Source organism: Winogradskyella poriferorum (assembly GCF_050618035.1).
Classification (GTDB): domain Bacteria; phylum Bacteroidota; class Bacteroidia; order Flavobacteriales; family Flavobacteriaceae; genus Winogradskyella; species Winogradskyella poriferorum_A.
In genome coordinates, this window is the sequence record NZ_JBODPY010000001.1 from 685,015 (window position 1) to 700,071 (window position 15,057).

The window sequence follows — 15,057 nt, forward strand, 5'->3', positions numbered from 1 at the left end:
AAATTAACTATTACGTTTATTGGCGCTATTAGACGAAAACACAGCTGTTAATTGATAATAAGATGTAATTTTCAACATTTTCTTTATATAAAAAGCAGATAGAACATTTAACGTTATCAGACTTGTAGTAGTTGCAATGGCCGCTCCGGTTAGACCATATAAATTTATCAGTACAACATTTAAGATCACGTTTAAAACTAATGCTACAATCGCTATGTTTCTAAAAATCTTTTGGTGTCCAGTCATTTGGAGAATTACACCAACGGAACCACTTAGTGACCCTATCAATTGACCAAATGCTAAAATAATTAATGCTATTTGCCCCTCAATAAAATCTTCACCTAAAAATAATAGAATAGGATTACAGAACACAATTATCCCAACAAAAATTAGTAATGAAATGTATGTGTTTAATTTGGTAGAGTAAGATACTATTTTTTGTAATTCATCAAATTGCTGACAATGATAGAATTCAGAAATTTTTGGAGCTAATATGGAATTAATGGCTTCCAAACAAAACTTTATCAAAACTGCAATTCTAAAAACAATATCATAAACCCCTACTTTTGATTCGTCTTCAAAAATCCCTAAAAATATTTTGTCAGTCCAATCTAATAACATTACGACTAAAAGTGCCATTAAAATTGGCACAGAATCTTTAGTAAAATCTAACGTGCTATCCCATTTAATTTGACCTAAGGGTCTTAAAAGTTTAAAAATGATAATTAAAGACACTACTGCTAATAATGCCAACCCCAAAAAATGACCAATAATAACCCATTCTGAGCTCCTATTGAGTATATAAACAAAAATCAAGGTAAATATGGTGGCTAAAAAGAATCTTCCAAAGGTGTTAAATATTGAAAATAGCGTGTTTCTTTTTAAACCTCTGAAAACACCAGAATTTATTAAAACAATAGATAAAAAAGGTAATGTAATAGCTCCCCATTTTAAATATGGTTGTAATTTTTGATTAAAGAAGATATGGGTTGAAATAAAATTTGATAATAGGTAAAGACTAGTAGCAATTATAAATGAAATAACAACACTTATGATAAAACTGGTAACATATAAATTTGTTTTTGTATCAGTTTCTAAATTAGAAGAAAAAACTTTTGTTAAATGAACATCAAAACCTAATCTTGTAATAGCGGAGCCAATTACAATAAAAGTAAAGGAGAGTGTTACCAACCCATAGGTTTCAGAGCCAAATTTTTTTATTACAAAAAGCGCAAATATATATGCAAATAAAAATCCAAAAACTCTGAACAAAAAGTATATACCCGCCTTTGATAGTAGTTCGCGAAGGTTATTGTTTAATAACACTCGCCTAATATTTTCTTTTATAAAATTGATACCAGTCTGTATTGATTAATTCATCAATTGATTAATTACTTTAGGCTTCAAAATTAAAGCAGGAGCGTGGTTGTTATTTATTCGCTTTGTTTTTAATTCTTTTGAGGTTGAGTCAAATTCAACAAACTCATTAAGTTTAAAACTATCCAAAATAGAGTTGCCATCTATAATGATAGAATTATCTCCATAGGACATTATTAACTCGTTTATAACAACCTTTTTGACCTCTTTATTTCCAAGGTTCAAAACAATTCTTGAGGATATATTTTCACCAAAATTTGCATTAATAAAGTCTAGAGATGTTGTAGCTACTACGTCCTCAGTTATCACAATGCTTTTTCTCTGAAATTCATCAACTTTGATGTTGTCCATTATTAATTTGAATTTATCTGGACTATTACTTTTATATTCAATTGAAACTAAAAACTCCTTTTTTTTAATTTTACTGGCATTTGACTCGACCGAGGAATTACTGTTTTGATTACAGCTTATAAAAAATAAAAGAACAAAAAAAAAGATTGGTGATTTCATGTTTTCAGGGTCATAATTAAACTATTAATCCAGCTGCAACCGTTTCATTCGTTGCGTCATCAATCAAAATGATACTCCCAGTAGTTCTATTTTCTCTGTAAGGATCTACCATTAACGGTTTTGTCGTTCTAATTTTTACCTTAGCAATATCATTCATGTTCAATTCCTTATCTTCTTTATTCCTATCTAACGTATTAATATCATATTTATACACAACTTCCTTGATCATTGCCTTTTGATCATTAGAAGTGTGTTGAATACTATATTTAGCTCTTGACTTTGCAGATGCGTTGTTTAACCAGCACAACATTACCTCAATATCCTGTAAAGTTTCTGGTTGGTTCTTTGTTCTTACAATCATGTCACCTCTTCCAATATCTATATCGTCTTCAAGCGTAACGGAGACGGACATTGGCGCATACGCCTCTTCCAATGATTGATCAAATGAATCAATTGATTTGATTTTTGATGTAAACCCGGATGGTAAAGCTGTGATTTCATCACCAACTCTTAAAATACCACTTGCAACTCTTCCGGCATAACCCCTGTAATCTCTGTGTTCATCACTTTGAGGCCTTAAAACAGTCTGTACGGGGAATCTGGTATCAACTTTATTAATATCGCTACTTATATGCATCGTTTCTAATGTATGTAACAATGGTGCACCTTGATACCAATCCATGTTCTCAGAACGATTAACAACATTATCACCATTCAAGGCGCTTATTGGTATAAACCTAACATCTTTAACAAGCATTTTTGATGAAAACTCCTCAAATTGTTCTATTACCTTATTATAAGATTCTTCTGCATAATCAACTAAATCCATTTTATTAATACAAACAATTACATGTGGTATTTGTAATAATGAAGCAATAAAAGAATGGCGTTTAGTTTGCTCAATTACACCATGTCTTGCATCAACAAGAATTATTGCTGCATTAGCAGTTGAAGCACCTGTAACCATATTTCTAGTATACTGTATATGACCAGGGGTGTCAGCTATTATAAATTTACGTTTAGGAGTAGTAAAATATCTATAAGCAACATCTATAGTTATTCCCTGTTCTCTTTCATCTCTTAAACCATCAGTAAAAAGTGCGAGATCTACTCCTTCGTGACCTTTCTTTTTACTTGTATTTTGAATAGCTTCAAGTTGGTCTTCAAATATAGCCTTTGAATCATATAGTAGGCGTCCTATTAATGTACTTTTACCATCGTCAACACTTCCGGCAGTTGTAAATCGTAATAATTGATTATTGTCTAAACTCATTTATCGTAGGCTTTAATTTATATATCCTAATTTTTTCATTGTATCCGCTGAATATCTTAAAAACTCCTTCTCTGCGTCTTCATCAAAATAATTTTTCCAATCACCAGACACTCCTTTTCTTAAAAAACTGGATTTTGATTCTTCCCCTTTCTTTCTATTTGCCTGATTTTCGAAAGAGTATTTATTTATAATACCCTCTAATTCATTCTTATTAATTCTTTCAACTTTAAAAAAATCTATTAGTATACTAGACATAGCTTTATCCGTGTCTTTTAATAGATCTTCATATTTTATTAAGTAAATGTTGTTAGAATTCTCTTTTACATTCAACCACGAATTATTGAAATCTCTCCAGTTACCTTGATACGTAAAATGCTTCAACTTGGAAGGATTAGCTGTAAAAGTATACCTAATAAAATCCTTCATGTTCTTTTTGACATTTTCAAAATCATCAAAAGGTACATTTTTTCGATGATAGATTACATCTTTGGGGTGAAGTCTATTTTTATCATTCCATAATAACTGATGATGATATAGTGATACCATTACATCTCTTCCGTCTCGAACCAATAAAACAATATGTTTGTTCTTTTTAATATTAAATATTGGTTTGTAATGTCCATGATAAAGAATTCTTCTTACACTGGGGAATCTGTTACGGGGAAAAGAAATGTTAAAATAACTCGATATTAACTGGCCTAACCATGTACCACCAGACTTAGGATACTCTACCAATACGATCGAGTTATTAATTGGCGATAAGGTGTTGACAAAAATAAGTCTGGTTAAATTCTCAACTTTATTTTTAAATTTTTTTAAAATCATCTAGTTTAAAAATAACTAAAAATAACCTTGTCGTTTTCTATCCTCCATGGCTGACTCAGAACGTTTATCATCACTTCGATTCCCTCTTTCCGTTTGTTTCATCCCCGAAACCTCGGCAACTATTTTAGATAGCGTGTCAGCATCAGATTCAATTCCTCCGGTAATTGTAATGTCTCCAAGTGTCCTGAAGCGTACTTTCTTGGTCACAATTTCTTCATGATCCTCTAAAATCAGAAATTCGGAGTTTGGTATCCAACTATCTTGACGCCAAACAACTTCTCTTTCATGAGCAAAGTATAGAGATGGAATTGCAATATTTTCCCTTTTGATATAATTCCATACATCCATTTCTGTCCAATTACTAATCGGAAATGCCCTAAAATGCTCACCTTCAAAATGTCTTCCGTTAAACAAATTCCATAATTCTGGGCGTTGATTTTTTGGATCCCATTGTCCAAAATCATCTCGATGAGAGAAAAATCGTTCTTTCGCCCTAGCTTTTTCTTCATCTCTTCTTCCTCCTCCAATTGCACAATCTATTTTATTAGCTTCAATAGCGTCTAGAAGAGTTGTTATTTGGAGTGCATTTCTAGTGGCATTTTTTCCTTTCTCTTCAGCTACTCTTCCTTCATCAATTGACTCTTGAACCGATCCAACAATCAGCTGAGCACCCAATTCTTTGATAGTATCATCTCTAAATTTTATAGTCTCCGGGAAATTATGTCCAGTATCTACGTGCATTAATGGAAAGGGTATTTTTGATGGGTAAAATGCCTTTTTTGCTAAGTGGGCAACCACTATAGAGTCTTTTCCGCCTGAAAATAATATTACAGGATTATCAAATTGAGCCCAAACTTCTCTTAAAACGTAAATTGCCTCACTCTCTAATTCGTCTAAATAATTTAAATAATACTTACTCATTCTTGAGATTTAGTTTTGGTTTAATGAAGTGTATAATTTTTTCAACTGATACTTCAATACTTTCCTTTTCTGTATTTATTTCGATATCTGGATTTTCTGGTGCTTCATAAGGCGCAGATATTCCAGTCATATTTTTAATTTCTCCTCGTCTTGCTTTTTTATAGAGCCCTTTTACATCTCTTCTTTCGCACTCTTCAAGACTAGTGTTGATGTAAATTTCGACAAAGTTAACATCTTTAACGATAGTTCTAATATTCTCTCTATCTTTTTTATAAGGGGAAACAAATGCGGCAAGAACAACCTGACCTGCGTCTATCATAAGATTCGCAACTTCCGCAATTCGTCTAATATTCTCAGTTCTGTCTACAGGTGAAAATGATAGGTCGTTATTTATACCTTTGCGAATATTGTCACCATCTAATGTATATGTATTTATGCCTTCTTGAAACAATACATTTTCAACCAGATTTGCAATTGTGGACTTACCAGACCCGGATAATCCAGTAAACCAAAGTAAAAAGCTATTATGATTATTTTTATTTCTGCGGTCCTTTCTAGAGATTTGGTAGTTATGGGGTATTATATTTTCTGACATTCTATCTTATTTTTCCTAACACGTAATTTCTTATTTTACCTAGTGGTAACATTAACCAAAGTCGTTCATGTAAATAATAGAGCACAAATTTCGTAAATAATTCGGTTATAGCAATATACAAAGCAATCTGGTCAAAAGACTCTAAAACTGTACCAGAGATTATAAAAGTCATTGTTGTTGCAACAATTCTCCATGAAAGCGATTTCTGCAGCGTTCTTTTTTGTGTTGCTCTTTTATTTACCAAGACTCTTTGCCAAACCCTTTCGTGCAAATAATAAACCAGAAACTTTATAAAAAATTCTATGGAGCCTATTTTAATAGCAATCTCTAAACTACATTCATCAAACAAACAAGTTATTAGAAGAACAACAAGTATAGTATCCGCAGTGGCAACAATTCTCCATGAAACGCCTTTTAAAACACTTCTTATATGTGACTCCTTCTTATATAATGTCATAGATCATATTATATCCTTGGACACAACAAACCAAGGGTTTAATAAATTCTCTTTGTTGTATAATAAAGGCTTCTTTGTAGCCTCAGAGATGACTTCTATTCCAATTGAATTACAGATGGCCTGGCCTGCTGCCGTATCCCACTCCATTGTAGGTGCAAAACGAGGATAGACATCCGCTTTACCCTCAGCGACTAAACAGAATTTTAAAGAACTTCCTTTGGAAACAATGGAGACATCTTTTCCGCTATCTTTTAATATTGAAATATAGTCTTCTGTTTCCTTACTCATATGTGATCTACTACCAACAACCTCAATTAAATTTGATGTGTTGTTCTTTGGTTCTAATTTTTGAGCTAAATCCATTACCTTATTAATACTAGAGCTATGGGTAGTTAATACTGATTTATATGAATAGCCATTTAAAACGTCTCCAAAATAGAGTGTTTTTACTGCGGGAGTATAAATAACACCTAAAATGGGTGAACTTTTAGATACCAAAGCAATATTTACTGTGAATTCACCATTACGCTTAACAAATTCTTTCGTGCCGTCAACTGGATCAACAATCCAACAGGTGTCCCAGCTTTTTCTTTCTTCAAAATCAATTTGTTTGTTCTCTTCAGAAATAATTGGAATGCCTGTAGGCTTTAAATATGAATTAATTATATCGTTTGCCCTTCTGTCTGCCTCCGTTAAAGGTGATTTATCTTCTTTTATTTCAAAATCAAATGGTGCATCATATACATCCATGATTACCTTGCCAGCTTCTAGAGACGCTTGTATTGCAACTTTTAAATCTTTATTTATTGATATACCACTCATAAATTTCTTTTATTCCATTTTCTAATTGCATGTTGTGCTTCCAGCCTAAATTATTTAATTTGGTAACATCTGTCAACTTTCGCAATGTGCCATCTGGTTTATTTGTATTGTATACTAATTGACCCTTGTATCCAATAATAGACTTTATTAATTCAGCCAATTCCGATATTGAAATATCTTGGCCAGTTCCAATGTTTATATGAGTATTTCTAATTTCATTATTATCCTCAGAGTAGGTATCTTTAAAATCTTGGGTTTCCATAATAAAAACACATGCTTCAGCCATATCTCTTGACCATAGAAATTCTCGTCTAGGTTTTCCTGTTCCCCAGATTTCAACCTTATTCTCGTCAACCCCAAAACTCAATAAATAATTCCTTGCATCCTCGATTCTTGCAAACCCCGTATCCTTTAAAACACTTTCATATTTATTCTGCTCTAGCAAATGAGCTAAATAAATTTTTCGGATTAAGGCAGGAAGGACATGTGATTTCTCCAGATCAAAATTATCATTAGGCCCGTACAAATTTGTCGGCATAACTGAAATAAAGTTGGTGTTATATTGCAGGTTGTAGCTCTCACACATTTTTATACCCGCAATCTTTGCAATTGCATAAGGCTCGTTTGTATATTCTAAGGTATCTGTAAGAAGATATTCTTCTTTCATAGGCTGTGGGCAGTTCTTTGGGTAAATACAAGTGCTACCAAGAAAAAGTAATTTTTTTACGGAGTGCAAATAGCTTTGATGAATTACATTATTTTGTATCATAATGTTATCATAAATAAACTCACCTCTATATATATTATTAGCAACAATACCGCCTACTTTTGCGGCGGCAAGAAAAACATATTCTGGTTTATACGATTCAAAAAACTCGGCAACCTTCACTTGATCTGTTAAATCTAACTCAGCATGAGTTTTAGTAATCAAATTTGTATACCCTTTTGAAAGAAGTGTTTCTACCAATGCACTCCCGACAAGTCCCCTGTGACCGGCAACATAGATTTTAGATGTTTTTTCCATTTATGTAGCTATTCGAAATAATTGTTGATTCTATATCCTCCATCTTTCAAATACTGTTTCTTCCTCATTAATTTTAGATCACTTTGCATCATGTCTTCAACCAATGCTGGTAAATCATATTTTGGAGTCCACCCTAATTTTTTATTTGCCTTAGTAGCATCACCTATGAGTAAGTCAACCTCAGTTGGCCTATAGTACTTTTCGTCAACGGACACAACCTCCTTACCTATTTCAAGTGGATAATCAGGATTGGTTGAAGTTTTTACATATCCTCTTTCGTTAGCCCCTTCACCTTTAAATTCTAGTTCAACACCGATATGCTTAAAACACATCTTAACAAAATCCCTAACTGAAGTCGTTTTACCTGTTGCAATCACCCAATCCTCTGGTTGATCGGCCTGTAAAATCATCCACATCATTCGAATGTAATCTTTGGCATGCCCCCAATCTCTCTGCGAATTTAAATTTCCTAGATAAATTTTGTCTTGAAGACCTAAAGCAATTTTTGCAGTAGCTCTCGTAATTTTTCTCGTTACAAAAGTTTCTCCCCTTATAGGTGATTCATGATTAAATAAAATACCATTACAAGCAAACATTCCATAGGCTTCCCTATAATTTACAGTAATCCAAAAAGCATACATTTTCGCAACCGCATAGGGACTTCTAGGATAAAAAGGGGTTGTCTCGGTCTGAGGTACTTCTTGCACTTTTCCATAAAGTTCAGAAGTTGATGCCTGATAAATTCTTGTTGTTTTTTCGAGACCTAATATTCTTATAGCCTCTAAAATTCTCAATGTTCCAATACCATCTGCATTTGCCGTATACTCTGGTGTCTCAAATGAAACGTGTACATGGCTCATAGCGGCTAAATTATAAATCTCCTGAGGTCTCACCTCTTGGATTATTCTAATCAAATTTGTGCTGTCGGTTAAATCGCCATAGTGAAGAAAGAAATTTCTGTTTTCCTCATGAGGGTCTTGATAAAGATGGTCTATCCTGTCGGTGTTAAATAAAGAAGATCTTCTTTTAACTCCGTGGACCTCATAACCCTTTTTTAACAAAAACTCACTTAAATAAGCTCCGTCTTGACCGGTAACTCCTGTTATTAGTGCTACTTTTTTTTGCATGCTTTTATGTTTTTTAAGTTAGTTAGAGTCTAAATTCTAATATTTAATACAAAGTGGCAAATGTAATCTTTTTAAGATTATATGATTTATGTTGATCATTTAAAAAATTAACTAAAATCATATCTACTAAGCAATTTTTGGGAGCTCTCTTCCCAAGTACTCAATTCTTTATAAACGGCTTCCGTTTTTTCTAAATCCAAAACGCTGTATTTTGGTCTGGTGGCAATTGTATCAAAATGATCAACTGGTTTTATCTTACTAATTTTTTTAGAATCATATAAATTGACAATATGCCTAGCAAAACCATACCATGATGTGGAGCCTCTTGCTGAAAAATGATAAACACCGTATTCAACTTGACCGTCCTCTATAAGATAAAGAATGAATTCTGCTAAATCTGAACTTTGTGTTGGTGTGCCGATTTCGCTATTGGTAATATATAATGTTTCATTATTCTTAATTTTTCTAATTACAGTTTTTAGAAAATTTGATAAGTATTTAGAATAAAGCCATGAAGTTCTAACTATATAATACTTCTTAGTGTTGCACACAATGTTGTGTTCACCATCTCGTTTGGATCTACCATAAATATTTAATGGTTCTGTAACGTTATCCTCTTTATATGGGGCCGATGATGTACCATCAAAAACATAGTCTGTCGAAATTTGAATTAGAATAATATCTAGTTCATTACAAATTTCTGCAATATTTTTTGGTCCGATTGCATTAACTTTAAAAGCCTCTTCTTGTTCCTTTTCAGCTAAATCAACATTTGTATAGGCTGCACAATTAATACAATAATGAAAACTTGATTTATAAAATACACGATCTAGAGATTTACTGTCCGTTATATCAACTTCTTTACGTGAATAAAATGTAAAATTGAATCCTTCTTTACTCTCAAATTCTCTGAATGTTAAACCTAGTTGACCATTTGCCCCTAACACAATTACATTTTTCATAACTGTATATTTTTAAAACCAGGGAGGCTTAAGTCTCGTTCAGAAACAACAAGTTGTTTTTCACCAATTTTCCAATTAATTGAAAGATCTATATCGTTAAATATAATTCCTGATTCAGAATCTTTATTGTAATAATTATCGCATTTATAAGAAAAAATTGTGTTGTCTTCCAGTGTTAAAAAACCATGAGCAAATCCTTTAGGAATAAAAACTTGTAACTTATTTTCTTCTGAAAGTTCAATACTAAAATGGTGTCCAAAAGTTTTAGAATGTGGTCTAATGTCAACAACCACATCTAATACACTCCCTTTTACAACTCTTACTAATTTTGCCTGAGCATTAATACCTCGTTGAAAATGTAGCCCTCTTAAAACGCCCTCAGAAGATTGAGATTCATTGTCTTGTATAAACTCAATATCTAAACCTGTTTCAAGTTTGAAAGCTTTATCATTATAAGATTCTAAAAAATAACCTCTTTGATCCCAGAAAACTGTAGGTTCAATTATCAAACAACCCTCTAAATTTGTCTTTCTAACCTGCATTTTAATCTAATAACCTCATTAGTTGTTTACCATAACCACTTTTTAATAATGGCTTAATCAAATCTTTAAATTGTCGTTTATTTATATAACCCATTTTAAATGCAGCTTCTTCAATAGAGCCAATTTTTAATCCTTGACGTTGTTCAATTAATTGAACAAATTGTGAAGCCTGCATTAAGGAATTAAAAGTGCCTGTATCTAACCAAGCAGTCCCTTTGTCTAACACAGTAACCTTTAGTTTATCCTCCCTTAAAAAAGCTTTGTTTATATCGGTGATTTCTAACTCTCCTCTTTCGCTAGGCTTTATTTTCTTTGCCTTTTCTACTACTGAATTATCATAAAAATATATTCCAGGAACTACATAATTAGATTTGGGTTTTTGCGGTTTTTCTTCAATAGAAACAACCTTTCCATTTTTGTCGAACTCTACAACACCATATCTCTGAGGGTCATGAACGTGATAGGCATAGATAATACCTCCATCTGGGTTGTTGTTTTGTTGTAGTAATGTTGATAGCCCTGTTCCATAAAAAATGTTGTCCCCTAAAATCAATGCGACTTTTTCTTTATCTATAAATTCTTCAGCAATTAAAAATGCTTCAGCTAACCCATTTGGTGATTCTTGTTCTGCATATTGAAATTTACAACCATATTTTTCGCCATCACCTAGTAGCTCTTTGAAAATAGGTAAATCTTTAGGGGTTGAAATTATGAGAATTTCATTTATCCCAGACCACATTAATGTTGATAAAGGATAATATATCATTGGCTTATCATATACTGGCATTAATTGTTTACTTAGGACCAGTGTTAACGGGTGTAGGCGGGTTCCAGATCCACCTGCTAGAATAATACCTTTCATTCTTCCTTATATTTTTTCAGATACCAATTAATAGTTTTTACTATGCCTGTTTCGAAATTTTCAATTGGTTCCCAGCCAAGTTCATTTTTAATTTTGCTGGCATCAATAGCATATCTAAAATCGTGCCCCGGTCGGTCTTGAACAAATTGAATTTGATCAGTATATGAGTTCTGTTTAGGGAAGGTTTTATCTAATACAAGGCAAATCTTGGTGGCAATTTCAAGATTATTAAATTCATTATCACCACCTATATTATAGGTTTCGCCTGAAATACCCTTATTGAAAGCAAGATCTATTCCCACACAATGGTCTTCAACAAATAACCAATCTCTTATATTACTTCCATCACCATAAATGGGAATTGAATCATTATTAATTGCATTTCTTATAATCGTTGGTATTAATTTCTCGTCATGTTGTCTAGGGCCATAGTTATTACTGCAATTTGTAGTTACAATATTCACCCCATAAGTATGAAAATAGGCTCTCGCTAAGAAATCTGAAGACGCCTTTGAAGCACTATAAGGGCTATTCGGGGCATATGCTGTATTCTCTGTAAACAACCCCTCTTTACCCAATGATCCATAAACTTCGTCAGTTGAAATATGGAGAAATCTATTTCCCTCTTTACCTTTTTTGCATTTATGAGGTGCCTCCATCCAAAAATGTTTGGAAGCTTGTAAAAGATTATAGGTTCCAACAATATTTGTATTAATAAATTCGTCCGGTTTAGCGATTGAGTTATCCACATGAGACTCAGCCGCAAAATGCACTACTCCCGAAAAATTAAATTTCTCAAAAAGACTAAAAATCAATTTTTTATCACAAATATCACCATGTACAAAGGTATAATTCTTCATTGATGATACTTCACTTAAATTAGAAAGCTCACCTGCATAGGTGAGCTTATCTAGGTTAACGATATTAATATTCTTATGTCTGTTTAAATAATATTGAATAAAATTAGAGCCTATAAACCCTGCGCCTCCAGTAACAAGTATATTGCTGGTTTTACTCATATTCTTTAATGAATTTAAATGCTTTTTGGAAGGCGAATAAAATTATCATAAAGACAAGCACCAGTGCCGGGAAAATAATTGAATATTTCTTGAACATATCGGTTTCAACAGAACCAACTTCTTCAAAGCCTGAAAGGATATCATAAAAATCACTTTCTTCAATCAACTTCTCATCCAAGGCTCTGATTGCTGCTCTAACCTCCAATTCCTCTTGAAAAAGTTCATATTCCCTAGTTTGAGTTCTTTCTTGGGTAATAGGAAATAACCCGCCAGAACCCAATGTTAATTGTTCTTTGTCGGATTCTTTATTAAGTATATTTAAATAAACGTTCTGAAGGCTATCAACTCTTTTTAACTCTTTTTGATAATATGATTTACGGATTAAAACAGTTGAATCCCTAATTCTCTTCATTTTCTTTGAATACTCGTTTTCAAAAGTTTTTACAAAACCTTTCTCTAGACTAGGGAAAATATCATGTGAGCTCGATCTTGCTGTTATTGAAAACAAACTACCTGCAAGAATATCTCTATTCTCAATATAATCTTCATAGGATAAATCTTCAGCTAAAGTGCTATCTATTGTCTTGATATAATTGTCATATTGTTGTAACAACTCATTTTCGGTTTCAGGGCCTATTTTCATTTCAAAGCCAGTTAACTCAGTTGCCTTAATAGTATCTATTTCGAAGATTTTTGACAACTCCGTATAATTTTGTGATGCAATAAGTGCATTAAAGTAATTTACATTATTTAAGAGTTGATATTTAGAGGAAAAATGAGGTTTAACAAGCATATCGGAAACATAGATAGGAGCTACAGCTTTTTCTGCAAGAAACCCAATCACGGTTGCAGAAAATAGTACAATCGTAATAATTTTAAAATTATTTACAATCGGCTTTAGGGTATAAATGCAAGCAGAGAAAATTCCTTGAATGAGCTTGCCAATAAAGGCAAATAATTTTTCAAAAAGTTTCCCAATTGCATTGAATAATTGGCCTAAATCTACCTCTTCATTAGAATTATTTTGTTTTAAATTCTCACTCATTTTTACTAAGAATTAAATATTTGTTCTAAAATTTTCTTTGTTATAACGTATGTTGGTTTAACGCCTGAAACACCTAATCCACCCGATGCCAATGTACTACCTGTCTCTAAGGGATTATCACTAGCATAATAGGCATATCTCACTTTTACATCTTCGTTTATATTACCTCTTACCTTAGAAGCTGCCTGTATGGCCTTCTGATAATGCGCACCCTCCATTTCTAATCCAATAACTTCCCAAGTCGAGTTTTTAAAGAACTTCAATATCTCTTTATTTTGTAATGAAGTCCCTAAAACAGTAATCATGGTGCCTTCATAAACATCAACGCCGCAATCTACTAAATCGTTTTTAGATAATTCATTTTTAAATGGGTAATTATCAGCTGTTCCTTCAAAAATATGAGCGGATGGTATCATTACATCACCCTTACCTCCTTCGAGAATTCCTGCCTTACCCATTATGGATATAGATTTAACATCTAGGTGAATTTTTTTGCCATTAACCTTAATTGGTTTTAAAAACTCGTCTAAGGTTTCATAGGCTTGCTCGCCGAACGCATAATCCATAACAAAAATTACAGCTTTTTTATCTTGTTCGGTTTCAGCATACTTGAATTTGGTTTTAGAGAAATCAATCTTGTTTGTGTCAAAAATCTGCACGTCGATATTTGTCCCAGAGGTGTCTTTTATATAAATCATTCCGTTTTGTAGCGCAAATTTCTCAACTTTGTTTCTGGCACTCTGGTTAGATGGATCGCTTAATGATTTATAAATCTCAAAAATATCTTTTTTTGCTTCAGAAGTCTTTAGCGTTGCAGTTGTAAAGAGTGAATTCATTACACTGTGCATGTTAGCACTTATAATATGAATTGGTCTTTCTAGCAAGTTGTTTTCATATAATACTTGCTTAATTTCATCTGCCCACACTTCGCCATGTATGTGATGGCCTAAGCGCTCCCGTAGCACTGGACTAAAGGTAATTGTTCGTTTTTTATTTTGAACTTTCTCATCAATGGCTAATTTTCCTAGCCAATAAATGATATGTAAAAAACGTTCTGGTTGACCTTCAATTGAAAAATCTGGGTAAGCTTCCGTAATTTCATTAAAGGTCCTACCTAAAATATTTGCAGTATGAGTAATTGCAATTTCGCGTTCCTTCTGGGTTAACTTTTTTGTTGTTTTAACCGCTTTCTCAAGTTTATCCCAATCTCTAATTGTGTCTCCTTCTTCATTGATTAAAACGCGCTTACTTATTTTATGAGACTCTACAAATAGAAAGGTTAGGTGTGTAAGAATATCATAAATCTCAGATCGCCCACGAGTAATCTCAATGTTCATCTGCTCATTATCTATACGATAACAATTACGTCGGCGTTTTGGAGGAATAATTGGTTTAAAATGTGAGTTTCCATAGCCCTCATCACTTGTAAGATTAATGTAGGTACATTCTTCTATTCCTTGCGGAAGACGATCAATTACATAAAGTAATCCTTCGAGCTCTGCTTTTTCGTCTGCGATGGATCCATATATTTCTGGGCGAAGCAATAATAATGCTTCTCTCAAAGTTTCACCAGAGACACCCATGGGTTTGTAAAACCCTCTATTAAAAAGATGGCGCATTGTAATGTACATGCGCTCAATAGCACTTGAGCTTTCTTGCGCTCTTGTCCTTTTATGGTTTTTGTTATTACTCATTA

General features: G+C 32.8%; 16 protein-coding genes. All 16 read right to left on the bottom strand.

Features of this window, described 5'->3' with window-relative positions; translation table 11 throughout:
- Positions 1-3: 3 nt before the first annotated feature.
- The 16 genes from ACRHOC_RS03025 to ACRHOC_RS03100 all read right to left on the bottom strand — a co-directional run bounded on the left by ACRHOC_RS03025 (position 4) and on the right by ACRHOC_RS03100 (position 15,055).
- Positions 4-1,326 (bottom strand): flippase, encoded by a 1,323-nt coding sequence (locus tag ACRHOC_RS03025; protein ID WP_431157042.1) that lies wholly within the window; start codon positions 1,324-1,326, stop codon positions 4-6.
- 45 nt (positions 1,327-1,371) lie between these two features.
- Positions 1,372-1,728 carry a hypothetical protein gene (locus ACRHOC_RS03030; RefSeq protein WP_431157043.1) on the bottom strand — a complete coding sequence of 119 codons (357 nt, stop codon included), beginning with the start codon at positions 1,726-1,728 and terminating at the stop codon, positions 1,372-1,374.
- A gap of 175 nt (positions 1,729-1,903) precedes the next feature.
- Positions 1,904-3,160, bottom strand: coding sequence for a sulfate adenylyltransferase subunit 1 (locus tag ACRHOC_RS03035; RefSeq protein WP_431157044.1), 1,257 nt, complete (start codon positions 3,158-3,160; stop codon positions 1,904-1,906).
- Positions 3,161-3,172: 12 nt separating this feature from the next.
- On the bottom strand, positions 3,173-3,985 hold the full coding sequence (locus ACRHOC_RS03040; RefSeq protein WP_431157045.1) for a sulfotransferase domain-containing protein: 813 nt from the start codon (positions 3,983-3,985) through the stop codon (positions 3,173-3,175).
- 15 nt (positions 3,986-4,000) lie between these two features.
- Positions 4,001-4,906, bottom strand: a complete 906-nt coding sequence (gene cysD / locus ACRHOC_RS03045; RefSeq protein WP_431157046.1) for a sulfate adenylyltransferase subunit CysD — start codon at positions 4,904-4,906, stop codon at positions 4,001-4,003.
- Complete coding sequence (gene cysC / locus ACRHOC_RS03050; RefSeq protein WP_431157047.1) at positions 4,899-5,501, bottom strand: adenylyl-sulfate kinase; 603 nt, start codon at positions 5,499-5,501, stop codon at positions 4,899-4,901. The genes cysD and cysC overlap by 8 nt, the downstream gene beginning before the upstream one ends.
- 1 nt (position 5,502) lies before the next feature.
- Positions 5,503-5,958, bottom strand: coding sequence for a DUF2061 domain-containing protein (locus ACRHOC_RS03055; RefSeq protein WP_431157048.1), 456 nt, complete (start codon positions 5,956-5,958; stop codon positions 5,503-5,505).
- Between the two features lie 3 nt (positions 5,959-5,961).
- The gene (cysQ, locus tag ACRHOC_RS03060) at positions 5,962-6,780 is read right to left on the bottom strand and encodes a 3'(2'),5'-bisphosphate nucleotidase CysQ (RefSeq protein ID WP_431157049.1); all 819 of its coding nucleotides are present in this window, start codon (positions 6,778-6,780) and stop codon (positions 5,962-5,964) included.
- The gene (locus tag ACRHOC_RS03065; protein ID WP_431157050.1) at positions 6,758-7,804 is read right to left on the bottom strand and encodes a GDP-L-fucose synthase family protein; all 1,047 of its coding nucleotides are present in this window, start codon (positions 7,802-7,804) and stop codon (positions 6,758-6,760) included. Before ACRHOC_RS03065 ends, cysQ begins: the two co-directional genes overlap by 23 nt.
- A gap of 8 nt (positions 7,805-7,812) precedes the next feature.
- Positions 7,813-8,931 (bottom strand): GDP-mannose 4,6-dehydratase, encoded by a 1,119-nt coding sequence (gmd, locus tag ACRHOC_RS03070; RefSeq protein ID WP_431157051.1) that lies wholly within the window; start codon positions 8,929-8,931, stop codon positions 7,813-7,815.
- A gap of 107 nt (positions 8,932-9,038) precedes the next feature.
- Positions 9,039-9,893, bottom strand: a complete 855-nt coding sequence (rfbD, locus tag ACRHOC_RS03075) for a dTDP-4-dehydrorhamnose reductase (protein ID WP_431157052.1) — start codon at positions 9,891-9,893, stop codon at positions 9,039-9,041.
- Complete coding sequence (gene rfbC / locus ACRHOC_RS03080) at positions 9,890-10,435, bottom strand: dTDP-4-dehydrorhamnose 3,5-epimerase (protein WP_431157053.1); 546 nt, start codon at positions 10,433-10,435, stop codon at positions 9,890-9,892. Before rfbC ends, rfbD begins: the two co-directional genes overlap by 4 nt.
- 1 nt (position 10,436) lies before the next feature.
- Positions 10,437-11,297 (bottom strand): glucose-1-phosphate thymidylyltransferase RfbA, encoded by an 861-nt coding sequence (rfbA, locus tag ACRHOC_RS03085; RefSeq protein ID WP_431157054.1) that lies wholly within the window; start codon positions 11,295-11,297, stop codon positions 10,437-10,439.
- Entirely contained in the window at positions 11,294-12,316 is a 1,023-nt protein-coding gene (gene rfbB, locus ACRHOC_RS03090; protein ID WP_431157055.1) for a dTDP-glucose 4,6-dehydratase, read from the bottom strand. The genes rfbA and rfbB overlap by 4 nt, the downstream gene beginning before the upstream one ends.
- Positions 12,309-13,361, bottom strand: coding sequence for a hypothetical protein (locus ACRHOC_RS03095; RefSeq protein WP_431157056.1), 1,053 nt, complete (start codon positions 13,359-13,361; stop codon positions 12,309-12,311). The genes rfbB and ACRHOC_RS03095 overlap by 8 nt, the downstream gene beginning before the upstream one ends.
- A 5-nt stretch (positions 13,362-13,366) precedes the next feature.
- Positions 13,367-15,055 (bottom strand): DUF6909 family protein, encoded by a 1,689-nt coding sequence (locus tag ACRHOC_RS03100; protein WP_431157057.1) that lies wholly within the window; start codon positions 15,053-15,055, stop codon positions 13,367-13,369.
- Positions 15,056-15,057: the final 2 nt, after the last annotated feature.

Bases quoted from the DNA above. Each gene is read 5' to 3' on its own strand.
- ACRHOC_RS03065 (WP_431157050.1), bottom strand. From the start codon at position 7,804: ATGGAAAAAACATCTAAAATCTATGTTGCCGGTCACAGGGGACTTGTC.
- cysQ (WP_431157049.1), bottom strand. From the start codon at position 6,780: ATGAGTGGTATATCAATAAATAAAGATTTAAAAGTTGCAATACAAGCG.
- ACRHOC_RS03040 (WP_431157045.1), bottom strand. From the start codon at position 3,985: ATGATTTTAAAAAAATTTAAAAATAAAGTTGAGAATTTAACCAGACTT.
- ACRHOC_RS03095 (WP_431157056.1), bottom strand. From the start codon at position 13,361: ATGAGTGAGAATTTAAAACAAAATAATTCTAATGAAGAGGTAGATTTA.
- rfbC (WP_431157053.1), bottom strand. From the start codon at position 10,435: ATGCAGGTTAGAAAGACAAATTTAGAGGGTTGTTTGATAATTGAACCT.
- ACRHOC_RS03030 (WP_431157043.1), bottom strand. From the start codon at position 1,728: ATGGACAACATCAAAGTTGATGAATTTCAGAGAAAAAGCATTGTGATA.
- ACRHOC_RS03055 (WP_431157048.1), bottom strand. From the start codon at position 5,958: ATGACATTATATAAGAAGGAGTCACATATAAGAAGTGTTTTAAAAGGC.
- ACRHOC_RS03035 (WP_431157044.1), bottom strand. From the start codon at position 3,160: ATGAGTTTAGACAATAATCAATTATTACGATTTACAACTGCCGGAAGT.
- rfbA (WP_431157054.1), bottom strand. From the start codon at position 11,297: ATGAAAGGTATTATTCTAGCAGGTGGATCTGGAACCCGCCTACACCCG.
- cysC (WP_431157047.1), bottom strand. From the start codon at position 5,501: ATGTCAGAAAATATAATACCCCATAACTACCAAATCTCTAGAAAGGAC.
- gmd (WP_431157051.1), bottom strand. From the start codon at position 8,931: ATGCAAAAAAAAGTAGCACTAATAACAGGAGTTACCGGTCAAGACGGA.
- cysD (WP_431157046.1), bottom strand. From the start codon at position 4,906: ATGAGTAAGTATTATTTAAATTATTTAGACGAATTAGAGAGTGAGGCA.
- ACRHOC_RS03100 (WP_431157057.1), bottom strand. From the start codon at position 15,055: ATGAGTAATAACAAAAACCATAAAAGGACAAGAGCGCAAGAAAGCTCA.
- rfbD (WP_431157052.1), bottom strand. From the start codon at position 9,893: ATGAAAAATGTAATTGTGTTAGGGGCAAATGGTCAACTAGGTTTAACA.
- rfbB (WP_431157055.1), bottom strand. From the start codon at position 12,316: ATGAGTAAAACCAGCAATATACTTGTTACTGGAGGCGCAGGGTTTATA.